Annotated in this window: 26 protein-coding genes and 1 pseudogene; 14 read left to right on the forward strand and 13 right to left on the reverse strand. The window is 61.3% G+C overall.

All coding sequences use genetic code 11. The annotated features are described in order from the left end of the window. Nucleotide 1: 1 nt before the first annotated feature. The 3 genes and pseudogenes from N4Q37_RS01555 to N4Q37_RS27735 all read right to left on the reverse strand — a co-directional run. Nucleotides 2-1,189 carry a pyridoxal phosphate-dependent aminotransferase gene (locus N4Q37_RS01555; protein ID WP_260954709.1) on the reverse strand — a complete coding sequence of 396 codons (1,188 nt, stop codon included), beginning with the start codon at nucleotides 1,187-1,189 and terminating at the stop codon, nucleotides 2-4. A gap of 41 nt (nucleotides 1,190-1,230) precedes the next feature. Then, the gene (locus N4Q37_RS27730; RefSeq protein ID WP_390897883.1) at nucleotides 1,231-2,094 is read right to left on the reverse strand and encodes a methyl-accepting chemotaxis protein; all 864 of its coding nucleotides are present in this window, start codon (nucleotides 2,092-2,094) and stop codon (nucleotides 1,231-1,233) included. Beyond that, nucleotides 2,086-2,856, reverse strand: a pseudogene (locus N4Q37_RS27735) (MCP four helix bundle domain-containing protein); the annotation flags it as partial. The pseudogene N4Q37_RS27735 and the gene N4Q37_RS27730, both read right to left, overlap by 9 nt. A 331-nt stretch (nucleotides 2,857-3,187) precedes the next feature. On the opposite strand from N4Q37_RS27735, the gene N4Q37_RS01565 reads away from it, so the two are divergent. Beyond that, nucleotides 3,188-4,201, forward strand: coding sequence for an aldo/keto reductase (locus tag N4Q37_RS01565; protein WP_260954711.1), 1,014 nt, complete (start codon nucleotides 3,188-3,190; stop codon nucleotides 4,199-4,201). A gap of 186 nt (nucleotides 4,202-4,387) precedes the next feature. Continuing rightward, the gene (gene rarD / locus N4Q37_RS01570) at nucleotides 4,388-5,272 is read left to right on the forward strand and encodes an EamA family transporter RarD (RefSeq protein ID WP_260954712.1); all 885 of its coding nucleotides are present in this window, start codon (nucleotides 4,388-4,390) and stop codon (nucleotides 5,270-5,272) included. 80 nt (nucleotides 5,273-5,352) lie between these two features. Here the strand turns inward: rarD and hppD are convergent, their stop codons facing one another. Both hppD and N4Q37_RS01580 read right to left on the reverse strand, forming a co-directional pair. After that, nucleotides 5,353-6,429 (reverse strand): 4-hydroxyphenylpyruvate dioxygenase, encoded by a 1,077-nt coding sequence (gene hppD / locus N4Q37_RS01575; RefSeq protein WP_260954713.1) that lies wholly within the window; start codon nucleotides 6,427-6,429, stop codon nucleotides 5,353-5,355. Between the two features lie 248 nt (nucleotides 6,430-6,677). After that, nucleotides 6,678-7,622 carry a DMT family transporter gene (locus N4Q37_RS01580; protein ID WP_260954714.1) on the reverse strand — a complete coding sequence of 315 codons (945 nt, stop codon included), beginning with the start codon at nucleotides 7,620-7,622 and terminating at the stop codon, nucleotides 6,678-6,680. 146 nt (nucleotides 7,623-7,768) lie between these two features. Here N4Q37_RS01580 and N4Q37_RS01585 point away from each other — a divergent pair, with 146 nt between their 5' ends. Then, on the forward strand, nucleotides 7,769-8,641 hold the full coding sequence (locus tag N4Q37_RS01585) for a LysR family transcriptional regulator (RefSeq protein ID WP_260954715.1): 873 nt from the start codon (nucleotides 7,769-7,771) through the stop codon (nucleotides 8,639-8,641). A 314-nt stretch (nucleotides 8,642-8,955) separates the two neighbouring features. Beyond that, complete coding sequence (locus tag N4Q37_RS01590) at nucleotides 8,956-9,321, forward strand: histone-like nucleoid-structuring protein, MvaT/MvaU family (protein ID WP_260954716.1); 366 nt, start codon at nucleotides 8,956-8,958, stop codon at nucleotides 9,319-9,321. 73 nt (nucleotides 9,322-9,394) lie between these two features. Here the strand turns inward: N4Q37_RS01590 and N4Q37_RS01595 are convergent, their stop codons facing one another. Next, the gene (locus N4Q37_RS01595; RefSeq protein WP_260954718.1) at nucleotides 9,395-9,922 is read right to left on the reverse strand and encodes a DUF4946 domain-containing protein; all 528 of its coding nucleotides are present in this window, start codon (nucleotides 9,920-9,922) and stop codon (nucleotides 9,395-9,397) included. Between the two features lie 339 nt (nucleotides 9,923-10,261). Here N4Q37_RS01595 and gloA point away from each other — a divergent pair, with 339 nt between their 5' ends. Next, nucleotides 10,262-10,783, forward strand: coding sequence for a lactoylglutathione lyase (gloA, locus tag N4Q37_RS01600; protein ID WP_260954720.1), 522 nt, complete (start codon nucleotides 10,262-10,264; stop codon nucleotides 10,781-10,783). 75 nt (nucleotides 10,784-10,858) lie between these two features. Here the strand turns inward: gloA and ahpF are convergent, their stop codons facing one another. The 4 genes from ahpF to galU all read right to left on the reverse strand — a co-directional run bounded on the left by ahpF (nucleotide 10,859) and on the right by galU (nucleotide 15,579). Next, nucleotides 10,859-12,421 (reverse strand): alkyl hydroperoxide reductase subunit F, encoded by a 1,563-nt coding sequence (gene ahpF, locus N4Q37_RS01605; RefSeq protein ID WP_260954722.1) that lies wholly within the window; start codon nucleotides 12,419-12,421, stop codon nucleotides 10,859-10,861. A gap of 123 nt (nucleotides 12,422-12,544) precedes the next feature. Further along, a complete protein-coding gene (ahpC, locus tag N4Q37_RS01610) occupies nucleotides 12,545-13,108 on the reverse strand; it encodes an alkyl hydroperoxide reductase subunit C (protein WP_260954724.1) in 564 nt (187 codons plus the stop codon). A gap of 166 nt (nucleotides 13,109-13,274) precedes the next feature. Continuing rightward, on the reverse strand, nucleotides 13,275-14,630 hold the full coding sequence (gene gorA / locus N4Q37_RS01615; protein WP_260954725.1) for a glutathione-disulfide reductase: 1,356 nt from the start codon (nucleotides 14,628-14,630) through the stop codon (nucleotides 13,275-13,277). 109 nt (nucleotides 14,631-14,739) lie between these two features. Further along, on the reverse strand, nucleotides 14,740-15,579 hold the full coding sequence (galU, locus tag N4Q37_RS01620; protein ID WP_011061681.1) for a UTP--glucose-1-phosphate uridylyltransferase GalU: 840 nt from the start codon (nucleotides 15,577-15,579) through the stop codon (nucleotides 14,740-14,742). Between the two features lie 234 nt (nucleotides 15,580-15,813). On the opposite strand from galU, the gene N4Q37_RS01625 reads away from it, so the two are divergent. Further along, nucleotides 15,814-16,014: a hypothetical protein gene (locus N4Q37_RS01625; RefSeq protein ID WP_260954736.1), complete on the forward strand. Its 201-nt coding sequence runs from the start codon at nucleotides 15,814-15,816 to the stop codon at nucleotides 16,012-16,014. A 37-nt stretch (nucleotides 16,015-16,051) separates the two neighbouring features. On the opposite strand, the gene N4Q37_RS01630 is transcribed toward N4Q37_RS01625, so the two are convergent. Both N4Q37_RS01630 and N4Q37_RS01635 read right to left on the reverse strand, forming a co-directional pair. Beyond that, nucleotides 16,052-16,282: a hypothetical protein gene (locus N4Q37_RS01630; RefSeq protein WP_260954737.1), complete on the reverse strand. Its 231-nt coding sequence runs from the start codon at nucleotides 16,280-16,282 to the stop codon at nucleotides 16,052-16,054. A gap of 110 nt (nucleotides 16,283-16,392) precedes the next feature. Continuing rightward, on the reverse strand, nucleotides 16,393-16,743 hold the full coding sequence (locus N4Q37_RS01635) for a hypothetical protein (protein ID WP_260954738.1): 351 nt from the start codon (nucleotides 16,741-16,743) through the stop codon (nucleotides 16,393-16,395). A gap of 200 nt (nucleotides 16,744-16,943) precedes the next feature. On the opposite strand from N4Q37_RS01635, the gene N4Q37_RS01640 reads away from it, so the two are divergent. The 5 genes from N4Q37_RS01640 (at nucleotide 16,944) to ada (ending at nucleotide 20,079) form a co-directional block, all read left to right on the forward strand. After that, nucleotides 16,944-17,246 (forward strand): DUF1883 domain-containing protein, encoded by a 303-nt coding sequence (locus N4Q37_RS01640; RefSeq protein ID WP_260954739.1) that lies wholly within the window; start codon nucleotides 16,944-16,946, stop codon nucleotides 17,244-17,246. Between the two features lie 27 nt (nucleotides 17,247-17,273). Further along, entirely contained in the window at nucleotides 17,274-17,444 is a 171-nt protein-coding gene (locus N4Q37_RS01645) for a hypothetical protein (RefSeq protein WP_260954740.1), read from the forward strand. An 86-nt stretch (nucleotides 17,445-17,530) separates the two neighbouring features. Beyond that, nucleotides 17,531-18,250, forward strand: coding sequence for a 2OG-Fe(II) oxygenase (locus N4Q37_RS01650; protein ID WP_260954741.1), 720 nt, complete (start codon nucleotides 17,531-17,533; stop codon nucleotides 18,248-18,250). Continuing rightward, nucleotides 18,240-18,917: a DNA oxidative demethylase AlkB gene (gene alkB / locus N4Q37_RS01655; RefSeq protein ID WP_390897884.1), complete on the forward strand. Its 678-nt coding sequence runs from the start codon at nucleotides 18,240-18,242 to the stop codon at nucleotides 18,915-18,917. The genes N4Q37_RS01650 and alkB overlap by 11 nt, the downstream gene beginning before the upstream one ends. Before the next feature lie 88 nt (nucleotides 18,918-19,005). Then, nucleotides 19,006-20,079 carry a bifunctional DNA-binding transcriptional regulator/O6-methylguanine-DNA methyltransferase Ada gene (ada, locus tag N4Q37_RS01660; RefSeq protein ID WP_260954747.1) on the forward strand — a complete coding sequence of 358 codons (1,074 nt, stop codon included), beginning with the start codon at nucleotides 19,006-19,008 and terminating at the stop codon, nucleotides 20,077-20,079. On the opposite strand, the gene N4Q37_RS01665 is transcribed toward ada, so the two are convergent. Beyond that, nucleotides 20,043-20,531: a GyrI-like domain-containing protein gene (locus tag N4Q37_RS01665; protein ID WP_260954748.1), complete on the reverse strand. Its 489-nt coding sequence runs from the start codon at nucleotides 20,529-20,531 to the stop codon at nucleotides 20,043-20,045. The genes ada and N4Q37_RS01665 overlap by 37 nt on opposite strands. Before the next feature lie 148 nt (nucleotides 20,532-20,679). Here N4Q37_RS01665 and N4Q37_RS01670 point away from each other — a divergent pair, with 148 nt between their 5' ends. From N4Q37_RS01670 to modB, 3 genes are all read left to right on the forward strand, one after another. Then, a complete protein-coding gene (locus N4Q37_RS01670) occupies nucleotides 20,680-21,756 on the forward strand; it encodes an NAD(P)H-dependent flavin oxidoreductase (protein WP_260954749.1) in 1,077 nt (358 codons plus the stop codon). A 206-nt stretch (nucleotides 21,757-21,962) separates the two neighbouring features. After that, entirely contained in the window at nucleotides 21,963-22,715 is a 753-nt protein-coding gene (gene modA / locus N4Q37_RS01675; protein ID WP_260954750.1) for a molybdate ABC transporter substrate-binding protein, read from the forward strand. Further along, nucleotides 22,716-23,396 (forward strand): molybdate ABC transporter permease subunit, encoded by a 681-nt coding sequence (gene modB, locus N4Q37_RS01680; RefSeq protein ID WP_260954757.1) that lies wholly within the window; start codon nucleotides 22,716-22,718, stop codon nucleotides 23,394-23,396. The last annotated feature ends 1 nt before the right edge of the window (nucleotide 23,397 follow it).

A 23,397-nucleotide genomic window follows, 5' to 3' on the forward strand; every position in this document is an offset into this window, starting at 1 on the left:
CTCAGGCCCGCCGCTCCTGCAACAACCCCGCCGCGCACAGGGCAATCCGCCGGCAGGCATCCGCCAGCTTCACCTGGTCGACCACCAGCCCGATGCGAATATGCCCCGCCGCGCTGGGCCCGAACGCCTCGCCGGCCAGCACCGACACGCCATGACCTTCCAGCAGGCATTCGGCGAAGCCCTGTGCATCCAGGCCGGTGTGACGTACATCGACCATGACGAACATGCCCCCGTCAGGTCGCACGGGGACCAGGCCCGGGCAGTTGTCGAGCATGGCGCAGACCAGGTCACGGCGCTGGCGATATTCTTCGCGCATCAGGGCCACTTCCGGCCAATCGCAGGCCAGCGCAACCTCGGCCGCGCGCTGGACGAAATCCGGCAGGCCGAACAGCATGCACAACGACAGGTTCGCCAGGTGCCCGGCCAGGGCCTCGGGGCCGATGACCCAACCGATCCGCCACCCGGTCATGGCGTGGGACTTGGACAGGCTGTTGATGGTCGCGGTGCGCTCGGCCATGCCCGGCAGGCTGGCCGGGTTGATGTGCGCGCCCTCGTACAGCAGGTCGCTGTAGACCTCGTCACTGATCAGCCAGAGGTCATGCTCGATGCACACTTGCGCCAGCGCTTGCCAGACCGGCAGCGACAGGCTGGCGCCGGAAGGATTGTTCGGACTGTTGATCAGCATCGCCCGGGTACGCGGCGTCACCAGGCGCGCCACATCAGCCGGCTCGACCCGGAAACCGTTTTCCGGGCGCACCGCCACGGGCACCACGGTCGCCCCGCAGGCGCCAAACACCGCTTCGTAGGTGACGTACATCGGCTCGGCGACGATCACTTCGTCGCCAGGGTTGAGCAAACATTGCGCGACCGCATACACGGCGCCCTGTGCACCCGGCAACACGGTGACATGCTCGGCCCCCACGAGTTGGCCGCAACGTTGGCGATGACAATCCGCGATGCGGCTGCGCAACGTGTGCAGGCCGCGAGTGTCCGAATAATGGGTTTCCCCGGCCCGCAGGCTGTTCACCGCTGCCTCGACGATAGTACTCGGTGTGTCGAAGTCTGGATCGCCCACCGAGAGCAGCAACACATCCCTGCCCTGCTCGCGCAGGGCCAGCGCCCGGTCATGGATCTGCCAGGCAGCGGCGCCATCACCGGCGATGCGTTGGGTCAAGGCTGAAAAGCGCATGTAGTTCTCCTGATTACGCGGTGTCCAGCCTCAACCCTATCTCAAATCACAAAACGCGCCACCATCGCATTCAAGCCGACAGCCAGGCGCGACAGTTCGTGGGTTGCATCGCTGGTCTGTTTCGCGCCGCTGGCCGATTGCGTGGCCAGGTCGCGGATGTTCACCAGGTTGCGATCCACTTCACGCGACACCTGGGCCTGCTCTTCCGAGGCGCTGGCGATCACCAGGTTGCGCTCGTTGATCTGCTGGATCGATTGGGTGATCTGCTCCAGGGCCACCCCGGCGGCACGGGCCATTTCCAGGGTGTCCTGGGTGCGCTGGTTGCTTTGTTGCATCGACTGCACGGCCTGGCCGGTACCGTTCTGGATACCGGCGACCATTTTTTCGATTTCCTGGGTCGACTGCGCAGTGCGATGGGCCAAGGCCCGGACTTCATCGGCCACCACCGCGAAACCACGCCCGGCCTCCCCGGCACGGGCGGCTTCGATGGCGGCGTTGAGCGCCAACAGGTTGGTCTGCTCGGCGATGGCGCGGATCACGTCCAACACCTTGCCAATGTCGCGGCCCTGGACCGCCAGGCCCTCGATCATCGAGGCGGTGGCTTGCACATCCTGGGTCATGGTCTGGATCGCATCGACGGTTTCCACCACTCGCGTGCGGCCTTCCCGGGCGGCCTGGGTCGACTCGTTGGAAGCCTCGGAGGTGGACACCGCGTTACGGGCGACTTCTTCGACGGCGGTGGTCATTTCGTTGACAGCCGTGGCCGCCTGTTCGATTTCGTTGTGCTGTTGCTGCAGGCCGCGGGAAGACTCCAGGGTCACGGCATTCAGTTCCTCCGCCGCGGCGCCCAATTGGCTCGCGGAACCGGCGATCTGCTCGATGGTCTGGCGCAGGCTGCCTTGCATGGCGGCCAGGGCCTGGATCAAGCGGGCGGGTTCGTCCTTGCCGTCGTCGGCGATGACTTGCTTGAGGTTCCCGCCGGCAATGGTCCTGGCGGCCTCCAGCGCCCGGTTGAGCGGCGTGACGATGCTGCGGGTCAGCAGCAGGGCCAGTACCACCGTGGCCAGCGCGGCCACCAGCGAAACGATGACGATGCCGGTGATGGCGCTGTCGTAATGCTCTCCCGCCTCGGCCGATGCCTTGTTGGCACCGGCCACGTTGATCGCGATGAGCTTGTTGAGTTGCTCGCCCATCAGGTCGGTGCCTTCCTTGATCCGCGTATTGATGTGGGTGCGCAACTGGTCGACCTTGTCCTGACGCGACAACTCCAGCATTTGCTTCTGGTCTTGCAGGTATTTATCCAGGGTCACCGAAAAGCTCTTGTACAGCTCGGTCTCTTCCGGGGTGGCCGGCAGGGCCGCGTAGCTGTCGTTGGCCTTGTGCAGTTTGTCCACCAGCGCGCCGATACGGGTCTCGGCCTCTTGCAGGCTGGCCGGTTCGCGATTGACCAGGATGCGGAACGAGAGGATGCGCATGCGCAATACGTTTTCCAACACATTGGCCAGGTAGCCGACACTGGGCACCTGGTTCTGCTCCATATTCACCGAGGCCTGGCGAATGACGGACATACGGTTGGCGGCGAACACGCCGAGGAGAAGCACCAGCAATGCAATGAAGGCAAAGCCTAGGAAGGCTCGAGGGGCGATGTTCAGGCGACGGAGCGACATGGGAAGACCTCGGGGTATTGGGGTCGAGCATCCATGCCGGTAAGCGCATTGTCAGATGGATTGTTGTGTGCGCTTAACCCGTTATCGGCGGGGCTTTAGGTTTTTTACAGGGGAATGTAAAAAAATATTTCTCAAGGGGCGACGTGTTGAAGGGCCCTGCACCGGAAGGGTTACCGGGAAGCCGCCTTCCAAAGTCGTCCAACGCCCCCTGGTTCGCTCAGTCAGCAGGCGCGGTGCCACAGCTGATTTGCGGTGTTTGATAAATCCGTTTGATCCGCGCCGCCGTCTGGGGTTTGATTGGGCCTTTCCCCTCGATAAAAGGATCTTGTCCATGAGCTACCGCACACTAGGCCATTCCGGGTTACACGTCTCGACCCTGACCCTGGGCACCATGATGTTCGGCGAACAGACCAGCACCGAGGACTCGTTGCGGATCATCGACAAGGCCTGGGACCAGGGCATCAATTTCATCGACACGGCGGATGTCTACACCAACGGCCGCTCCGAGGAAATCGTCGGCGAGGCGATTGCCAGCCGTCGCCAGGAATGGGTGCTGGCGACCAAGGTCGGCTTCGGCCCGCTGGATGGCGTTCCCAACCGCAGCGGCTTGAGTCGCAAACACATTTTCAATGGGATCGAGGCCAGCCTCACACGCCTGGGCACCGATTACCTGGACATCTATTACCTGCACCGCGAAGACCACAACACGCCCCTGCACGTCACGGTGTCGGCCATTGGCGATTTGATCCGCCAAGGCAAGATCCGCTACTGGGGCCTGTCGAACTACCGTGCCTGGCGCATCGCCGAGGTGATTCGGATCGCCGACAGCCTGGGCGTCGACCGGCCGGTGATCAGCCAGCCGCTGTACAACATCGTCAACCGCCAGGCGGAAACCGAGCAGATCACCGCCGCGCAGAATTATGGCCTCGGCGTGGTGCCCTACAGCCCCCTGGCCCGTGGCGTGCTCAGCGGCAAGTACGCGCCCGACGTGGCACCGGACGCCAACAGCCGCGCCGGTCGCCAGGACAAGCGCATCCTGGAGGTCGAATGGCGGGTCGAGTCCCTGCGCATCGCCCAGCAGATCCAGCAATACACCCGGGATCGCGGCGTGGGGATCGTCGAGTTCGCCATTGCCTGGGTCCTGAACAATCGCGCCGTCACTTCGGCCATCGTCGGCCCGCGCACCGAAGAACAGTGGGACGCCTATACCAAGGCGCAGGCCGTGACGATCAGCGCAGAAGATGAAGCCTTCATCGATTCGCTGGTGACGCCAGGGCACGCCTCGACACCGGGGTTCAATGACCTGAGCCACTTCGTGCCGGGGCGGGTGCCGTATACCTCGTAATATCAGGGAGACTTAATCTGTGGGGGCAAGGCTTGCTCGCGATGCAGACAGCTTGGTTCACCAAAGACCGCATCGCCTTCATCGCGGGCAAGCCTTGCCCCCACAGGGCTTTCACAGGCTTTGTTTCCACATTGAATCCCCTTGCCGCAGGTAGGGTGTTGATTGATCGTCCTCCAGAGAATCACCGTGTCCAAAGGCATCGCTCTCTCGGTCTCGGCCTCCGCGCTGTTCGCCGTCATGTACTACTACACCTCGCTGTTGTCCCCCCTGTCCGGCGAGGAAATCTTCGGCTGGCGAATGCTGCTGACAATGCCGTGCATGACGGCGTTCCTGCTCGTTACCCGGGAATGGCCCCTGGTGACGACACTGGTCCGACGCCTGATCGCCACGCCGCGCCTGTGGTTCGCGGCAATCGCGTCTTCGGTGCTGATGTCGTTGCAACTGTGGTTGTTCATGTGGGCGCCGCTCAACGGCTACAGCCTGGACGTGTCGCTGGGGTATTTCCTGCTGCCGCTGTCGATGGTGCTGACCGGGCGCCTCGTCTATGGCGAACGCCTGTCCTATTTCCAGAAAATCGCCGTGTTCCTCGCCACCGTCGGCGTCTTGAACGAGCTGTACCAGATGGGCGGTTTTTCCTGGGCGACCTTGCTGGTGGTGGTGGGTTATCCGTTCTATTTCATCCTGCGAAAGCGCATCAAGACCGACAACCTGGGCGGGCTCTGGCTGGACATGACCCTGGCATTGCCCGCCGCCTTCTGGTTCGTGCACAACGGTGAACAAGGGTTCGGGGTGTTCGACCAGCACCCGTGGCTGTCGCTGCTGATTCCTGTGCTCGGGGTGATCAGCGCTTCGGCGCTGGTGACCTACATCGTCGCCAGCCGACTGCTGTCGTTCAGCCTGTTCGGGCTACTGAGTTATGTCGAACCGGTCTTGCTGCTGTGCGTGGCGCTGTTGCTGGGCGAAAGTATCCAGGCCGGTGAATGGCTGACCTACATCCCCATCTGGCTGGCGGTGGTGGTGCTGGTGTTCGAAGGGTTCAAGCACCTGATGCGGCAACGACGCCGGACTTGAGCCCCCCAAACCCGGGCCTGCGCCGAGCGATAAAAACCCGCCAGGCATCACTGCCGGGCGGGTTTCTCATGAATCAGGCATTAGTCGGTCGCCAGCACCCCACGCCGCACCTGGTCGCGCTCGATGGATTCGAACAGTGCCTTGAAATTACCTTCACCAAAGCCATCGTCGCCCTTGCGCTGGATGAACTCGAAGAACACCGGGCCCATCAGTGTTTCCGAGAAGATCTGCAGCAGCAGGCGCTTATCGTCCGGGTTGGACGAACCGTCCAGCAGGATCCCGCGCGATTGCAGTTCGGCAACCGGCTCGCCATGGTTCGGCAGACGGCCTTCGAGCATTTCGTAGTAGGTATCCGGCGGTGCGGTCATGAAGCGCATGCCGATCTTCTTCAGCGCGTCCCAGGTCTTGACCAGGTCATCGGTGAGGAACGCCACGTGCTGGATGCCTTCGCCGTTGAACTGCATCAGGAACTCTTCGATCTGCCCGGCGCCCTTGGACGATTCTTCGTTCAGCGGGATGCGGATCATGCCATCCGGGGCGGTCATCGCCTTGGAAGTCAGGCCGGTGTATTCGCCCTTGATGTCGAAGTAACGGATCTCGCGGAAGTTGAACAGCTTCTCGTAGAAGCCGGCCCAGTAGGCCATGCGCCCGCGGTACACGTTGTGGGTCAGGTGATCGATGATCTTCAGGCCCGCGCCCGCCGGATGACGGTCGACGCCTTCAAGGAACACGAAATCGATGTCGTAGATCGAGCTGCCTTCGCCAAAACGGTCGATCAGGTACAGCGGCGCGCCGCCAATGCCCTTGATCGCCGGCAGGTTCAGCTCCATCGGGCCGGTTTCGATGTGGATCGGCTGCGCGCCGAGTTCCAGGGCGCGCTTGTAGGCCTGCTGCGAATCCTTGACGCGAAACGCCATGCCGCACACCGATGGACCATGCTCAGCCGCAAAATACGACGCCACGCTGTGGGGTTCGTTGTTGAGGATCAGGTTGATCGCACCCTGGCGATACAGGTGCACGTCCTTGGAACGGTGCGTGGCGACTTTGCTGAAGCCCATGATCTCGAAGATCGGCTCCAGGGTGTTGGGGGTCGGGGATGCGAATTCGATGAATTCAAAACCCATCAGGCCCATGGGGTTTTCGTATAGATCTGCCATGTCGGCGCCTCATCATGTTTATCAATCAACGGGAACGTCAGTTGCTGGACATGCTGGAGGCGCGCGGTGGCGCGCAGGAAATGCCGCGAACGCTGCGGGCGAGGTAATCGCCGTAGATCAGTTGAAACCCAAGTATCTTCATGTCGACCCAAGGCTCTTGCGGGCGAAGCTTCTGTTACCAGAAGACATTATTCTTATATGCGTAAATCGATTCTACACAGCGTAACCCGTTTTGTCCGCCTCCCGTATCAAAGCGTCTTTTGCGCCGGACGTGCAAGAGGTTTGTTGCACAGGAAAATGCCCAGCAGGATCATGCCCCCGCCGACGTACATCAGGGCGGACAGCCGTTCGTCGAGCAACAGTGCACCGAGCAAGACTGCGGTCAGGGGATTGAGGGCGATGAACACACCAGAGCGGGTTGCGCCGATCCGTCGGATACCGTCATACCAGGCGATGTAGGCCAGGGCCGAGCCCAGCACGCCAAGGTACAACAGGCTCAGCCATTGCCCCGCGCCGAGCCCGCCCAGGGTTTCGAAGCGAACCTCGCCCGTCGCCGAGCAGGCCAGCCACAGCATCAACGTACCCAGCAGGATCGACCAGGTCACGGTTTGCAAAGGGCCGAGGCTGTCATTCAGGTTCCTGGAGAACAGCGAATAAATACCCCAGCCCAATACACAGCCAAAAATCAGCAGGTCGCCGATCCACCCCTGGGCAGCGCCTTGCAACAAGGCCGGATCACGACTGACGATCACCCACCCCGCCCCGCCAATGCACAACAGGATACCTGCCACTTTCAACCGGCCCAGTCGTTCCTTGAACAACCCCCAGGACGCCAGCCCGATCACCGCCGGGTTCAAGGCCACGATCAGCGAGGCGCGTGACGCATTGATGTATTGCAAGCCGTGGAAGAAACACAGGTTGTAAAAAAAAATGCCGAAAAAACCCAGCGCAGCCAGTTGCAGCCCTTGCTTCAGGCTGGGCCTGGCGAGCGGGATCCCGGCCAGCCCGAGGAACAGCAACAGTGCGATGCTCGCCAGCGCAAAGCGCAGGCTGGCGGCAAACATCGGTGTCAGCGCGCCGGCCAGCATTCTGCCGGCCACGAAGGTGCCGCCCCAGATCATGGTGACCATGGCGAGCTTGAGGTAGACCGGCAGGTCAGACGGGGCGGTAACGGGTTGTTCGAGGGCTTTCATGGTTTCACCACATTGAGATCAGTCGACGGTGGCGAGGGAGCAAGCTCCCTCGCCACGGAAAAGCGCCTGGGGCCACAGTTCCGTGTACAAGAGCGGTGAGGTATTGTCTGACTCATGTTCGATCATCGTAAAATGAGCAATCCCTCATGACCCTCACCCAACTCGAGATCTTCTCCCATGTCGCCGAACTGCGGGGGTTCACCGCCGCGGCGACGCGTTTGGGGATCAGCCAGTCCGCGGTGTCCCATGCCATCAAGTCTTTGGAACAGGAACTGGGCGTGGAGCTGTTCAAGCGCCATCCATCGTTGGTGGAACCCAGCGACATTGGCCAACAACTGCTGTTGCGGGCCCGCGCCATGCTCGGGCTGGCGAACACCTTGCGCCAGGAGGCCGCCGATGCGCGCGGCATGCGCCGTGGCACCTTGCGCATCGGCTCGTTCGGGCCGACTTCGACGATGAAGCTGCTGCCGACCATCCTGCAACGCTACCGGGCCATACATCCGGGGATCGAAGTGCACATCGACGAAGGACCGGACCGGCAAGTCATCCAGTGGCTGGATGAACGACGGATCGACGTCGGCTTCGTGGTGCTGCCCGAAGACCGTTTCGATACCTTCGCACTGATGGAGGACCAGATGGTCGCCCTGCTACCCACTGCCCATCCACTGGCAGGCCACGCCAGCCTGGACCTCAAGGATTTGTGCAACGATCCCTTCGTACTCACCGAAGCTGGATCGTCCGAGCTGGTCACGCGCCTGTTCAATAGCGCACGCCTCACACCCAATGTGCGTTATCGCTGCGCCCAACTGCTCAGCACCCTGGACGTGGTACGGCGCGGCGACGCCGTGACAGTGGTGTCGGAAGGCTCGCTACCGGGCGGTGAAAACCCGGGCTTCGTCACGCGGCCGTTGTCGCCACGCATCCCGCGCCAGATCGGCCTGGCCGTGCTGGACAGCCGCCAGGCCTCCCCCGCCACTCTGGCGTTCATCGAACTGGCCCGCCAGTTATCGACGCCCTGATACGGCATTGCACGAGACATGATGGGTGCGAGAATAATATTTGATCCTCCGTGAACAGGACTTAATTGCCCGTAACATTAGTGGCAATTACCCACCGCCCAGCTATTGGCAGCAACCCGTCAACGGATAAAAGCGTTTGCTGTTGTTACATAGCGAAAAAGTTACGATTTACACTTGGCGGATTAACTACTACAATTTTTTTACCTGTGCTGGATAGCAGGAGATTGATTCTCACCGGGTCGCTTCAAAGCGCTTGGCTTATAGCTTTGCTTGCGGTTGGTATCAGCCAAAATAATCTGATTGGAGTAACGATTTTGTCCAGACTCGCTGAATTTCGTGCAGCCGAAAAGGCCCTTCAAGAGCAACTCAAGCAGCTGGAATCGCTGAAGAACGATGCCGGGCTCAAGAAAGAAATCGAATTCGAAGAAAAGCTCCAGGGGCTGATGAAAACCTACGGCAAGAGCCTGCGCGACATCGTCGCGATCCTCGACCCGAACCCGTCCAAAGCAGGCCTGCAATCGAGCAAACCCACCAAGACCCGCCGTGCGCGCGTGGTGAAGGTTTATCAGAACCCGCACACCGGCGAGCTGATCGAAACCAAGGGTGGCAATCACCGCGGCCTCAAAGCCTGGAAAGAACAATACGGTGCGGCCACCGTCGATTCCTGGTTGCGTGGCTGACAGCCTTTTGAACGCAAAGCCCTGAGTATTCTCAGGGCTTTTTTATTGAGCGCAACTTTTCGACTAACCAGCCTTATAGTTTCAGGCTGTTTCGCACAGCCTGTATTTCATCCTGGCTATCAACAAACACCTGCGCCTGTCCGGCATAGGACAGCACATAAGCCCTGCCGTCATTTAATGCCGCAACGAGTGCCTGAGACAGTACGTGCTGCCCATTCTGCGTGATTGTGCAAGTGGTCTCCAAGGCTGTTACCCCACCCAACATGGACGCATGAATCTTATTGCAGGCACTTTGGTAACCGCCTCGGAAAAAATCCTTCTGAATTGATTTACGCATTTCCAGCAACACACCTTGCAAGTTGACCTGATGGCCAGATTCGACTGGCGTCGTGGTCAGTTCCATGACCATCAAGGCATTACCCGCCGGATCGCTCTTGGTCGCACGCTGCCGGGAAGTTCCAGGCGCGGTCGCGGTGTCGGCGGGCAACGGCTCGACGGCCCAGCCCCGGGGCCACGTCACCTGCGGCTCGGCGGCCTGGACGGCGACACTCGCGATAACGGCAAACAGAGAGACACAAAGCGAAAGGAACAGTCGGATCATTGCGTTTGACACCCAGGGCCGAGCGCTAGGCTCGTACGAAAAGTCTTGAGACGAAGGTCAGGCAAGGCGAAAGCAGCCGAGCAAGCGCAGTGTACTGGAGTACATGAGCATTGCGATCGGACTCGCGCACGAGGCTGTTTTCAACGCAGCATGAACGAGTATCAAGGCTTTTCGTACAGAGCCTAAAGTCTGAGGCCCGGGACAGGACCAGGCAAGGCGTTTGGCGATGCCAGGCCCCTTGCGTATCATGACCTGCCTGCAAGGAAGCCGTCTGACGCAAGCCCAGGAACCGTCGTAGTCATTACGACGCCGTTTGCCCCACTTTTTTCCGGAGGGCCCATGAGCCTGCAAGAACTCAATACATTCCCGGGCGTCACTGCCCAACCCGATGCCGCCACAGCCCGATTCGTCTTCAACCACACCATGCTGCGGGTCAAGGACATCACCCGGTCGCTGGATTTCTACACCCGCGTGCTGGGTTTCTCGCTGGTGGAAAAACGCGATTTCCCGGAGGCTGAATTCAGCCTGTATTTCCTGGCGCTGGTGGACAAGAGCCAGATTCCGGCAGACGCCGCGGCGCGTACCGAATGGATGAAATCAATTCCGGGCATCCTGGAACTGACCCATAACCATGGCACGGAAAACGACCCGGCGTTCGCCTACCACAACGGCAACACCGATCCACGCGGCTTCGGTCACATCTGCATCTCAGTGCCGGACGTCGTCGCCGCCTGCGAACGCTTCGAAGCCCTGGGCTGTGACTTCCAGAAGCGCCTGAGCGACGGTCGCATGAAAAGCCTGGCCTTCATCAAGGACCCGGATGGCTACTGGGTGGAAATCATCCAGCCGGCACCGCTGTAAGCGATACCGCCGCCCATAAAGCAAAACCCCATGAGCCACGGCCCATGGGGTTTTGTTTTTCCAGCAGTCGATTGTTTATGCCGGCGCGGAGGTGCGGATCAGGTGGTCGAAGGCGCTCAGCGACGCCTTGGCGCCCTCGCCCACGGCGATCACGATCTGCTTGTACGGCACGGTGGTCACGTCACCGGCGGCGAACACGCCCGGGATCGAGGTTTCACCCCGGGCATCGACGATGATCTCGCCCCGCGGCGACAACTCGACGGTGCCCTTGAGCCAATCGGTGTTGGGCAACAGGCCGATCTGCACAAAGATCCCCTCCAACGCCACGTCTCGCACTTCACCGCTCGGACGGTCCTTGTAGCGCAAGCCATTGACCTTCTGGCCGTCGCCTGTCACTTCGGTGGTCTGGGCGTTGGTGATCACCGTCACGTTCGGCAGGCTGTGCAGCTTGCGCTGCAACACCGCGTCGGCACGCAATTGCACGTCAAACTCCAGCAGCGTGACGTGGGCGACGATACCCGCCAGGTCGATAGCCGCTTCGACACCAGAGTTACCGCCGCCAATCACCGCCACGCGCTTGCCCTTGAACAATGGGCCGTCGCAGTGCGGGCAGTACGCCACGCCCTTGTTGCGGTATTGCTGCTCGCCCGGCACGTTCATTTCACGCCAGCGGGCACCGGTCGCCAGGATCACGGTCTTGGCCTTGAGGCTCGCGCCGCTGGCGAACTTGATTTCGTGCAGCTCGCCGTCCTTGCCGGGCAGCAAGGCATCGGCACGTTGCAGGTTCATGATGTCCACGTCGTACTGCTTGACGTGTTCTTCCAGGGCGACGGCCAGTTTAGGCCCTTCGGTTTCCTGGACCGAGATGAAGTTCTCGATGGCCATGGTGTCGAGCACCTGGCCGCCGAAACGCTCGGCCGCCACAGCGGTACGGATGCCTTTACGGGCGGCATAGATTGCCGCCGACGCACCGGCCGGGCCACCGCCTACCACCAGTACATCAAAGGCATCCTTGGCGCTGATCTTCTCAGCCTGGCGTTCAATGCCGCTGGTGTCGATCTTGGCGAGAATCTCTTCCAGGCCCATGCGGCCCTGGCCGAAGTTCACACCGTTGAGGTAAACGCTGGGCACGGCCATGATCTGGCGTTCATCGACTTCAGCCTGGAACAACGCACCGTCGATGGCGACGTGGCGAATGTTCGGGTTGAGCACCGCCATCAGGTTCAGCGCCTGGACCACGTCCGGGCAGTTCTGGCAGGACAGGGAGAAATAGGTCTCGAAGTTGAACTCGCCTTTCAGCGAACGGATCTGTTCGATCACTTCGACACTGGCCTTCGAAGGGTGGCCGCCGACTTGCAGTAAGGCCAACACCAGCGAAGTGAATTCGTGGCCCATGGGGATGCCGGCAAAACGCAGGCTGATATCGGCTCCCGGGCGGTTCAACGAGAACGAAGGCTTGCGCGCATCGGTGCCGTTGTCAAGCAAGGTAATGTGGCTGGAAAGACTGGCGACGTCTTTGAGTAGCGCCAGCAATTCCTGGGATTTCGCACCGTCGTCGAGGGATGCAACGATCTCGATCGGCTGGGTGACCCGTTCCAGATATGACTTCAACTGAGCTTTAAGATTGGCGTCCAACATACGGGCGATTTCCATTTTCGAATTTCAGAAAAAACAACGCCCGAGCGAATCTCGCCCGGGCGTTTTTTGTGGGCGGTGCGGCTTGCTTAGGTGCGGATGACCGCCCTCGAGTGCTGCATGGACTTAGATCTTGCCGACCAGGTCCAGGGACGGGGCCAGGGTGGCCTCGCCTTCTTTCCACTTGGCTGGGCAGACTTCACCCGGGTGAGCGGCAACGTACTGGGCAGCCTTGATCTTGCGCAGCAGTTCGGAAGCGTCACGGCCGACACCGCCGTCGTTGATTTCAACGATCTTGATCTGGCCTTGTGGGTTGATCACGAAAGTACCGCGGTCAGCCAGGCCGACTTCTTCGATCAGCACATCGAAGTTGCGGGAGATGACGTGGGTCGGGTCGCCGATCATGGTGTACTGGATCTTGCCGATGGCTGGCGAAGTGTTGTGCCAGGCAGCGTGGGCAAAGTGAGTGTCGGTCGACACGCTGTAGATCTCGACGCCCAGTTTCTGGAATTCGGCGTAGTTGTCAGCCAGGTCTTCCAGCTCGGTTGGGCAAACGAAGGTGAAGTCAGCTGGGTAGAAGAATACGACAGACCATTTGCCTTTCAGGTCGGCGTCCGACACTTCGACAAAGGCGCCGTTTTTGAAAGCGGTGGCGTTGAACGGTTTGACTTGGCTGTTGATGATAGGCATCGATGTTTCTCCGTCAGGGTTGAAAAGTTGATGGAGAGGATCTTACCCACTCACCCCCAGGCTGGCTCATTGGCAAACCTCATGTGAATGATTGGCTTTGGCTATCAGGAAATCCTATAGATAGAAGAAATCTGTAGGAGCTCCCATGGGATCTCCTACAGTTGCATCAGGCGATCGGCGTACGCATCGTAACGAACTCTTCGGCGGCGGTCGGGTGCACGCCGATGGTTTCGTCGAAATCACGCTTGGAGGCACCGGCCTTGAGCGCGATGGCGAGCCCCTGGACGATCTCCCCGGCGTCCGGGCCAACCATGTGGCAACCGAGCACCTTGTCGGTCCGGGCATCCACCACCAGTTTCATCAGGGTGCGCTCCTGACAATCGGTCAAGCTCAGCTTCATCGGCCGGAAGCGGCTTTCGAATACCTGCACTTCATGCCCCTCTTCCCTCGCTTGCTCTTCGGTCAGGCCCACCGTGCCGATGTTCGGCAGGCTGAACACGGCGGTGGGAATCATCCGGTAATCCACCAGGCGATACTGCTCGGGCTTGAACAGGCGCCGCGCCACGGCCATGCCTTCGGCCAGGGCGACGGGTGTGAGTTGGACGCGACCGATCACATCGCCAATGGCCAGGATCGACGGCTCGGCGGTCTCGTACTTTTCGTTAACCTGGACAAACCCCTTTTCGTCCAGCGTGACGCCGGTGGTTTCCAAGCCAAGATCGTCGAGCATCGGGCGCCGACCGGTGGCATAGAACACACAGTCGGTGAGCAGCGTGCGGCCATCCTTGAGCGTCACCTGCAGGCTGCCATCCTCCTGTTTGTCGATGCGCTGGATGTCGGCATTGAATTGCAGGTCCAGGCCACGGCGAGTCAGCTCTTCGGCCAGGTGTTTGCGCACCGTGCCATCGAAACCGCGCAGGAACAGCTCCCCGCGGTACAACAAGGACGTCTGCGCGCCCATACCGTGGAAAATCCCGGCGAACTCCACCGCGATGTAGCCACCGCCCACCACCAGGACACGCTTGGGCAGCGTCTTGAGGAAGAACGCCTCGTTGGAACTGATGGCGTGCTCGCGTCCAGGGATGTCCGGGATGACCGGCCAGCCACCCGTGGCGATCATGATGTGTTCGGCGGTGTAACGCTGGCCGTTGATCTCGACCTCATGGGGCCCGGTCAGCCGGGCATGGCCTTCGTGCAGCACCACGCCACTGTTGACCAGCAGGTTGCGGTAGATGCCGTTCAGGCGGCTGATTTCGCGGTTCTTGTTGTCGATCAACGTGGCCCAGTCGAAGCTTGGCTCATCTGCGGTCCAGCCATACGCCGAGGCCTGCTCGAAATCCTCGGCGTAATGCGCGCCATAGACCAGCAGCTTTTTCGGCACGCAGCCAACGTTCACACAGGTCCCGCCCAGGTAACGGCTTTCCGCGACGGCCACCTTGGCGCCAAAACCGGCGGCGAACCGCGCGGCCCGGACACCACCGGAACCGGCGCCAATCACATACAGGTCAAAATCGTAGGCCATCTTTGTCTCCTTTTGGCAGGCCATCAGCATACCCGCTGTTTCCACGAGAGGAAAAAAAACGCCCCGAACCAGTCGGGGCGTTTTTTCAAGGTACGGCGCGGGCTATGACTCAGTAAGCCTTGCCGGTCTTGTAGAAGTTCTCGAAGCAGAAGTTGGTCGCGTCGATGTAGCCTTCGGCGCCACCGCAGTCGAAACGCTTGCCCTTGAACTTGTAAGCCATGACGCAGCCGTTCTGGGCCTGTTTCATCAGGGCGTCGGTGATCTGGATTTCGCCACCCTTGCCCGGTTCGGTCTGTTCGATCAGGTCGAAGATGTCCGGGGTCAGGATATAGCGACCGATGATCGCCAGGTTCGACGGTGCATCTTCAGGCTTTGGCTTTTCAACCATGCTGTGGACGCGGTAGATGTCGTCGCGGATCATTTCGCCGGCAATCACACCGTACTTGTTGGTTTCCTGCGGATCGACTTCCTGGATCGCCACGATGGAGCAGCGGAACTGCTTGTACAGCTTGACCATCTGGGTCAGTACGCCGTCGCCTTCAAGGTTGACGCACAGGTCGTCCGCCAGGACCACGGCGAACGGTTCGTCGCCGATCAGCGGACGACCGGTCAGGATGGCGTGGCCCAGGCCTTTCATCTCGGTCTGGCGGGTGTAGGAGAACGAGCACTCGTCCAGCAGCTTGCGGATGCCGACCAGGTATTTTTCCTTGTCGGTGCCCTTGATCTGGTTTTCCAGCTCGTAGCTGATGTCGAAATGGTCTTCCAGCGCGCGCTTGCCGCGGCCCGTAACGATGGAGATTTCGTTCAGGCCCGCATCCAGGGCTTCTTCGACGCCGTACTGGATCAGTGGCTTGTTCACCACCGGCAGCATTTCTTTGGGCATGGCTTTAGTCGCTGGCAGGAAGCGAGTACCGTAACCGGCTGCTGGGAACAAGCATTTCTTGATCATATAAGTCCTTGAAAAGGCGGTATGTACGAGTTTCGGCGCAGTCTAATCAGGCAACGGGCACCTTACAATGCCCGCAATGGCCAACCGATGCCATCATAGAGAAATAAAAAACGGCGGATAGTTCCATCGCCTTTCGTTTCGCTGGCGAAAGCGCCCCTACTCTACGCTCCTGGGCGCTGTTTGCGAGCATTTGCAGTATCATGCGGCCCTTGATCACGCCAACGAGGCAGCTAGATGTCGGCAAGAAATGCAAACGGTTATTCGGTCAGCCAGGATAAGGACGGCCATTGGTGGATTATCAACTACCACGGCGAGCAAGTCGCCGGCCCCTTGCCCAGCAAGGCCATGGCGGTGGAAGTGGCAGCGGTTTTCCACGATGAGCGCAGCGCCCCGGCCCCGAAAGAACGCCAAGCGGCCCCTGCTCGCAAGAAGTAAAATCCTGGTGGCCTGTGCGGTTAGCTTGAACAGGCCATTAGATGTGGATCTCGGCGAACTTGATCCCCAGCCCGCGTATGGTTTCGACCAGGTCATCCAGACGGCTGAAGGACTCGACTTCGTCCTGGTCATCCACCAGGAAAAAACTGCGCCCGGCGCTTTTCTTGAAAAATACGATCCACTCACCCGGGCACGCCGGGTTCTGAATCACGTGGGTGGCATACACCAGGCCTTCTGCATGGCGCTCACGCACCTGCTCGCGCTTCATCGACTGGACTCCATCAATAACAATGCCGCCAACGTTGACCGTGGCGGCATTTTTTTCTGAGGACGCCAGTCTAGCCGAAGCCCGGGGCGTTCGTCAGGCCTCGGCCACGCTCAGCCGGAAATGCAGGCGTTGGCCGCGTCCTGCACGTCGCCTGGACGCACCGGGACGTTGGACAGGCTCTCGTGCAACTTGATGCTACTGCCACCGGAGCGTTCGTCGATGTCGAACACCGCAGCCGGAAGGGACGACAACTTACCGGGAACGATCAGCCGGACGCCGCTCTTGTGCGGTTCCATCTGCAGTGCACCACGACTGCTGGCCAGCCGGTCGGCGACGCACTTGGCGTACTCGTGGGGTTTCTTTCCGGAGATGACGCTCATGGTGGGCGGCGTCTGGTTGATGTCCGAAACGGACGCACATCCACCCAAGGCCAATGCCAATACCCACACGCTGTGCTTCATAGGAATCCTCCGTCAAAGACCGTCCGACAGTGCAAACGGGATTTTTCTCCAGTGCCTGCCGTCTTTATTTTTGTCCGCGCGGCGATAAATGGACCCAGCCCAATATACGGGCCGGATATTACCGTCCCGGTGCTGATAAACTGCCGGTCATTGTTCTTGTCATCGTTTGATTTGTAGAAAAAGCCCTTCTGGAGGCGCCCATGAAATTCATCCACCAGCGCGAGCACCTGAACGAAGACGACATCGTCGTCATCGAATGCTCCCAAATGTGCAACATCCGCCTGATGAACGACGCCAACTTCCGCAGCTTCAAGAACGGCGGCCGGCACACTTATCATGGCGGCGCGTTCGACAAATTCCCGGCCCGGATCACCGCCCCCAGCACCGGTTTCTGGAACATCACCATCGACACCGTCAGCCGCCGAGCCATCAGTGTCACGCGCAAGCCGAACCTGACCCACAAAATCAAGATCGTCCGGCGCTCCAGCTCCAAGCTCAGCTGACATCCCCTTTCCAAGACAGGCAAAACCGTGGCCCAAACGACTAAGTACGTCATCAAGTACAAACTCAACGACGAACGCCGCTTCGAGTTCGCCCAATTGCAAACCGGCACCGAGGAAGAAGCCAGGGCCGTGCTGCAAGCGATGCACGGCCAGACCGGCGATGTGATCAGCGATATCAAGGTGAGCAAGGCATTATGAAGAGCATGGGCGCACCGCAAGAACCGGGGTGCCCAGCAACGCAGCACTGGGCAGACTGAACAGTCCTTCCAACAAGGATTGCCATCGTGCCCCCTACGCTTTCCCTTCCCCAATACCTCGCCAATCTTGACTGGCCCACGCTGCAACAAAACCTCGACCAGAACGGCTGTGCAATCATTCGTAACCTGCTGTCGACAGCGCAATGCCAGTTGCTGAGTCGCTTGTACAGCGACCCCGGGCTGTTTCGCTCACGGGTGATCATGGCCCGCCATGGGTTCGGGCGCGGTGAGTATCAGTACTTTCGCTATCCGCTGCCTGACATCGTCCAGCAACTGCGTCAGTCGCTGTATCCGATGCTGGTGCCGCTGGCGAACCGCTGGAATGAATGCATGGGCCTGGAGGTGCGCTACCCCGACGAACACGCCGATTTCATCCAGCGCTGCCACGCCGCCGGGCAAACGCGTCCTACGCCGTTGTTGCTGCAATACGGCCCGCAGGACTACAACTGCCTGCATCAGGATCTGTACGGTGAGCAGGTGTTCCCGCTCCAGGTGGCGATCCTGCTGTCGGAGCCGGGCCGGGATTTCACTGGCGGCGAATTCGTTCTCACCGAACAGCGCCCGCGCATGCAATCGCGGCCCCAGGTCATCGATCTGAAACAGGGCGATGCCGTGATTTTTGCCGTGCATCAGCGGCCGGTCAAAGGCGTTCGCGGTTATTATCGGGTGAACATGCGCCATGGCGTCAGCTGCGTGCACAGCGGTCAACGGCACACCCTCGGAATCATTTTTCATGATGCCCAATGATCACAACCCAATCATCCTGGACCTGTTCGCCGACGTGATGCCGACGACGCCTGGCGAAGTCAAGCAGATCGGCGAGCAAGCCTTCGTGCTGCGTGGATTCGCCCTGCCCTGGCTCGACCGCTTGCTGCCGGCGCTGGAAACGGTCCTGCACGCCGCGCCGTTCCGGCACATGGTCACGCCCGGCGGCTTTACCATGTCAGTGGCCTTGAGCAGTTGCGGTGCGTTGGGCTGGACCACCGATCGCAGCGGTTATCGCTACACCGCCCACGACCCGCAGACCGGCCTGCCCTGGCCGGCCATGCCGGCGGTGTTTCGCGAACTGGCCCAGGCCGCTGCCCGGCAGGCGCACTTCGAGAACTTCGAACCCGACGCCTGCCTGATCAACCGCTACGTAGCCGGGGCGCGGATGTCGCTGCACCAGGACAAGAACGAACGCTCCCTCATCGCCCCCATCGTCTCGATGTCCCTGGGCCTGCCGGCGATGTTCCAGTTCGGCGGTTTCGAACGCAGTGACAAAAGCCAGCGCATCCCGTTGTTCCACGGCGACATCGTGGTCTGGGGCGGTGTCGACCGCATGCGTTACCACGGCGTACTGCCGCTCAAGCCCGGCCAGCACCCCCGCCTGGGCGCCCAGCGGATCAACCTGACGTTTCGCTGCGCCGGGTGAACAGGCCGAATTCAACCGCAAGACCCGGAGTGTTGCCGTCGCGCAGGCTCGCTACTGTAGGCAAAACGGGCCAATGGACAGAACGACCATGAACAGCACTTCGAACAATCCCGCCCCTGAACAAGACCCACGCTGGGCCGCCGTACTCGCCCGGGATCCGCGCGCCGACGGGCAATTCGTCTACGGCGTGAAAACCACCGGCATCTATTGCCACCCCAGCAGCCCGTCGCGCCTGCCCAACCCGCGCAATGTCGAATTCTTCGACACGCCGGAACAGGCCCAGGCGGCAGGCTATCGTCCCAGCAAACGCTCCGCCCGGGACCAGACCCAGATCGCCGCCCAGCAAGCGGCCCGGGTCGCGGCGGCCTGCCGGCAGATCGAGGCGGCCGAAACGTTGCCGGGCCTGAATGAACTGGCACGGGGCGCGGGCTTGAGCCCCTTCCATTTTCATCGGGTCTTCAAGGCCGTTACCGGCCTGACGCCCAAGGGTTATGCCGCCGCCCATCGCTCGCGCAAGGTGCGCGAACGCCTGGCCGATGGCGGCACGATCACCGAGGCGCTGTACGACGCCGGTTTCAATTCCAACAGCCGCTTCTATGAAGCCGCCGACCGCGTGCTCGGCATGAAACCCACCGATTACCGCGCCGCCGGGCAGAACACCGACATCCGCTTTGCCGTCGGCCAATGCACCCTCGGCGCGATCCTGGTGGCGCAAAGCGAACGTGGCGTGTGCGCGATCTTGCTGGGGGACGACCCGGATGCGCTGGTGCGAGACCTGCAAGACAAATTCCGCCGCGCCAACCTGATCGGCGCCGACCGGGAGTTCGAGCAGTTGATCGCCCAAGTGGTGGGTTTCATCGAAGCCCCGGCGCTGGGCCTGGACCTGCCCTTGGACCTGCAAGGCACTGCGTTCCAGGAGCGGGTCTGGCAGGCCCTGCGCGAGATTCCGCCGGGCAGCACCGCCAGCTACGCCGAGATCGCCCAGCGCATCGGTATGCCCAAGGCAGTGCGTGCGGTGGCCCAGGCCTGCGGCGCCAACAGCCTGGCGGTGGCGATCCCTTGCCACCGGGTGGTGCGCAGCGACGGCAACCTTTCAGGTTACCGCTGGGGCGTAGAACGCAAGCGTCAGTTGCTGGCGCTGGAACGCTCGTCGGGCGACTGAACACCGATGTAGATCGCCACCGACTCGGGGCCGCTGTAAACCTCGAAATCGGTGGTGAAACGGCGCAGCGTCTGCGGGTTGTCGGCAAAATACGCCCAGATCAACCCCCAGGTCTGGATCACGCAATCGGGCATTGGCCCCTTGGCCGAAAACATCAGGTAATCCCCGCCTTCGATGTCCACGGCAGGGTAGCCTGCGCTGGTCGCATCGACCTGCACGCCGGCCGTCACATCGAAGTGACCGGTGGCGTCGGATTCGTAGTTTGAATAGACCCCGTAGACAAACGACTCGGACTGCCTGGCCGGGATCTTGTCGAACATCCCTTCGGTGAAGAACCGCTGCCACATCGGGCCGATCCGGGCCGTGTCGGGCTGTTGCTCGTCGGCGTTGCGGGTGCGCACTTGCAGGCCAGCCACGCTGAAAGGTTCGACAATCTTGAGTTTCACGTCCATGGGTCAGGCTCCTTGAGGGGGAGCCCGCATGGTAACCGCCTCACGCAAGGGATCAAGCGCGGGTAGGCGGCGATTGAAAAACTCGACTGGCCGTGACCGGGCCACACCTGCTAAAAACCTGTTTCCTTCTGCCGTCGGAGATCCGCACATGAGCCACTGGCCAGACACCCGCCTTCTCGACCTGCTCGGTACCGAGCTGCCCATTATCCAGGGACCGATGGCCGGGGTGACCGGGCCGGCCATGGTGGCCGCCGTGTGCAATGCCGGCGGGCTGGGCTCGATGCCGGCGGCGATGCTGGATATCGAGCAACTGCGCCAGGCGCTGCTGACGATCCGCGAACAGACTGACAAACCGTTCAACGTGAATTTTTTCTGCCACCAGCCACCGGCCTTCGATGAGCAGCGGGCCGAGGCCTGGAAGCAACGACTCAAGCCTTACTACGAGGAGCTGGGCGCCGATTTCGATGCCCCGACGCCGGTGTCCAACCGTACGCCGTTCGATGATGCGGCTTGCCGCGTGCTGGAAGAGATGCATCCTGCCGTGGTCAGTTTCCATTTCGGCCTGCCGGAAAAGGCCTTGCTCGACCGGGTAAAGGCTACCGGGGCGAAGATCCTCTCGTCGGCCACCACCGTCGAGGAAGCCATCTGGCTGGAACAGCACGGTTGCGACGCGATCATCGCCATGGGCTATGAAGCGGGTGGCCATCGGGGGATGTTTCTCAGCGACGATCTCGACACCCAGGTTGGCCTCTTCGCCTTGTTGCCCCAGGTGGTGGACGCGGTGAACGTGCCGGTGATCGCCGCCGGCGGTATCGGCGATGCCCGCGGAATTGTCGCGGCGTTCGCCCTCGGGGCTTCGGCAGTGCAATTGGGCAGCGCCTACCTGTTCACCCCCGAGGCCAAGGTCAGCGCGTCCCATCACCGCGCGCTGCGCACGGCCAAGGAAAGCCAGACCGCTGTCACCAACCTGTTCACCGGCCGCCCGGCCCGGGGCATCGTCAACCGGGTGATGCGCGAAGTCGGTCCGATGAGCCCGCTGGCACCGGCCTTCCCCCTGGCCGGCGGAGCGCTGATGCCCCTGCGCGCCAAGGACGAAGCCGACTTCAGCAACCTCTGGGCCGGCCAGGCGTTTCCCCTGGGCCGTGAGCTGTCGAGCAGTGAACTGACCCGCCGGCTGGCCGAAGAGGCGCTGGCCCGACTCACCCGGGGTATGCCTGCTGATTGAACGCCCATCGCGAGCAAGCTTTGCCACAGGAAGCTCAGGCGCTCACAGGATTGGGATCCACCACAATTCCCTGTGGGAGCAAAGCTTGCTCGCGATAGCGCCCGCACACTCCCCCTCACTCCCCCAGGCAAAATGCCACGTTCCGTTTGCCGGCCATTCGCTATATATTCCTGTATATAGCGAATCCACCCTACGGAGCCTCACCCATGCGCCTCACCCGCTTCGCGCCGTTGCTGCTGACCACACTCTTTACCGTTGGCGCTGTCCAGGCCGATGAAGTCCAGGTAGCGGTCGCGGCGAATTTCACCGCGCCGATCCAGGCCATCGCCGCCGATTTCGAAAAAGCCACCGGCCACAAGCTGGTGGCGGCGTACGGTGCGACAGGCCAGTTCTACACCCAGATCAAGAACGGCGCGCCATTCGAAGTCTTCCTCGCCGCCGATGACACCACCCCGGCCAAGCTGGAAAGCGAAGGTGATACCGTCAAGGGCTCGCGCTTCACCTACGCCATCGGCACGCTGGCGCTGTGGTCGGCCAAGGACGGTTATGTCGACAGCCAGGGCCAGGTGCTCAAGGGCAACGGCTTCGAGCACCTGTCCATTGCCAACCCGAAAGCCGCCCCCTATGGCCTGGCCGCGACCCAGGTGCTGGACAAGCTGGGCCTGAGCGCCCAGGTCAAGAGCAAGATCGTCGAAGGCCAGAACATCACCCAGGCCTATCAATTCGTCTCCACCGGCAACGCCGAACTCGGCTTCGTCGCCTTGTCGCAAATCTACAAGGATGGCAAGGTGACCAGCGGTTCGGCCTGGATCGTCCCGGCCCAACTGCATGACCCGATCAAACAGGACGCGGTCATCCTCAGCAAAGGTCGCGACAACCCCGCCGCGCTGGCGCTGGTGGATTACCTCAAGGGTCCGAAAGCCACCGCCATCATCCAATCCTATGGTTACCAACGCTAAATGCCACTGACCAGTGCCGACTTCGCAGCGATCTGGCTGACCCTCAAACTGGCGTCGTTGACCACGCTGATCCTGCTGCTCGTCGGCACGCCTATCGCCCTGTGGCTGGCGCGCACCCCATCGTGGCTGCGCGGCCCCGTAGGTGCGGTGGTGGCGCTGCCGCTGGTCCTGCCGCCGACCGTCATCGGTTTTTACCTGTTGCTGGCATTGGGACCCAACGGCTGGATCGGCCAGTTCACCCAGGCCCTGGGCTTGGGCACCCTCACCTTCAGCTTCACCGGCCTGGTCATCGGCTCGGTGATGTATTCGATGCCGTTCGTGGTGCAGCCGTTGCAAAACGCTTTCTCCGCGATCGGCACACGCCCCCTTGAAGTCGCCGCCACGTTGCGGGCCGGGCCCTGGGATACGTTTTTCAGCGTCACCCTGCCCTTGGCCCGGCCAGGTTTCATCACCGCCGCAATCCTGGGTTTTGCCCACACCGTCGGTGAATTCGGCGTGGTGCTGATGATCGGCGGCAATATCCCGGAGAAAACCCGCGTGGTGTCGGTGCAGATCTACGACCATGTCGAAGCCCTGGAATACGCCCAGGCCCATTGGCTGGCGGCGGCCATGCTGGTGTTTTCGTTCCTGGTGCTGCTGGCGCTGTATTCCAGCCGCAAAGCCCGTGCAGGTTGGAGCTGAT

Source organism: Pseudomonas citri (genome assembly GCF_025336485.1).
GTDB classification, from domain to species: domain Bacteria; phylum Pseudomonadota; class Gammaproteobacteria; order Pseudomonadales; family Pseudomonadaceae; genus Aquipseudomonas; species Aquipseudomonas citri.

What these genes read in the sequence shown, in the direction of transcription:
- N4Q37_RS01585 (WP_260954715.1), top strand. Translation starts at nt 7,769, where the DNA reads ATGACCCTCACCCAACTCGAGATCTTCTCCCATGTCGCCGAACTGCGG.
- alkB (WP_390897884.1), top strand. Translation starts at nt 18,240, where the DNA reads ATGCCCAATGATCACAACCCAATCATCCTGGACCTGTTCGCCGACGTG.
- ada (WP_260954747.1), top strand. Translation starts at nt 19,006, where the DNA reads ATGAACAGCACTTCGAACAATCCCGCCCCTGAACAAGACCCACGCTGG.
- N4Q37_RS01555 (WP_260954709.1), bottom strand. Translation starts at nt 1,189, where the DNA reads ATGCGCTTTTCAGCCTTGACCCAACGCATCGCCGGTGATGGCGCCGCT.
- N4Q37_RS01565 (WP_260954711.1), top strand. Translation starts at nt 3,188, where the DNA reads ATGAGCTACCGCACACTAGGCCATTCCGGGTTACACGTCTCGACCCTG.
- galU (WP_011061681.1), bottom strand. Translation starts at nt 15,579, where the DNA reads ATGATCAAGAAATGCTTGTTCCCAGCAGCCGGTTACGGTACTCGCTTC.
- N4Q37_RS01625 (WP_260954736.1), top strand. Translation starts at nt 15,814, where the DNA reads ATGTCGGCAAGAAATGCAAACGGTTATTCGGTCAGCCAGGATAAGGAC.
- N4Q37_RS01630 (WP_260954737.1), bottom strand. Translation starts at nt 16,282, where the DNA reads ATGAAGCGCGAGCAGGTGCGTGAGCGCCATGCAGAAGGCCTGGTGTAT.
- gorA (WP_260954725.1), bottom strand. Translation starts at nt 14,630, where the DNA reads ATGGCCTACGATTTTGACCTGTATGTGATTGGCGCCGGTTCCGGTGGT.
- N4Q37_RS27730 (WP_390897883.1), bottom strand. Translation starts at nt 2,094, where the DNA reads ATGCAAGGCAGCCTGCGCCAGACCATCGAGCAGATCGCCGGTTCCGCG.
- modA (WP_260954750.1), top strand. Translation starts at nt 21,963, where the DNA reads ATGCGCCTCACCCGCTTCGCGCCGTTGCTGCTGACCACACTCTTTACC.
- N4Q37_RS01665 (WP_260954748.1), bottom strand. Translation starts at nt 20,531, where the DNA reads ATGGACGTGAAACTCAAGATTGTCGAACCTTTCAGCGTGGCTGGCCTG.
- modB (WP_260954757.1), top strand. Translation starts at nt 22,716, where the DNA reads ATGCCACTGACCAGTGCCGACTTCGCAGCGATCTGGCTGACCCTCAAA.
- hppD (WP_260954713.1), bottom strand. Translation starts at nt 6,429, where the DNA reads ATGGCAGATCTATACGAAAACCCCATGGGCCTGATGGGTTTTGAATTC.
- N4Q37_RS01670 (WP_260954749.1), top strand. Translation starts at nt 20,680, where the DNA reads ATGAGCCACTGGCCAGACACCCGCCTTCTCGACCTGCTCGGTACCGAG.
- N4Q37_RS01640 (WP_260954739.1), top strand. Translation starts at nt 16,944, where the DNA reads ATGAAATTCATCCACCAGCGCGAGCACCTGAACGAAGACGACATCGTC.
- ahpC (WP_260954724.1), bottom strand. Translation starts at nt 13,108, where the DNA reads ATGCCTATCATCAACAGCCAAGTCAAACCGTTCAACGCCACCGCTTTC.
- gloA (WP_260954720.1), top strand. Translation starts at nt 10,262, where the DNA reads ATGAGCCTGCAAGAACTCAATACATTCCCGGGCGTCACTGCCCAACCC.
- ahpF (WP_260954722.1), bottom strand. Translation starts at nt 12,421, where the DNA reads ATGTTGGACGCCAATCTTAAAGCTCAGTTGAAGTCATATCTGGAACGG.
- N4Q37_RS01635 (WP_260954738.1), bottom strand. Translation starts at nt 16,743, where the DNA reads ATGAAGCACAGCGTGTGGGTATTGGCATTGGCCTTGGGTGGATGTGCG.
- N4Q37_RS01580 (WP_260954714.1), bottom strand. Translation starts at nt 7,622, where the DNA reads ATGAAAGCCCTCGAACAACCCGTTACCGCCCCGTCTGACCTGCCGGTC.
- N4Q37_RS01595 (WP_260954718.1), bottom strand. Translation starts at nt 9,922, where the DNA reads ATGATCCGACTGTTCCTTTCGCTTTGTGTCTCTCTGTTTGCCGTTATC.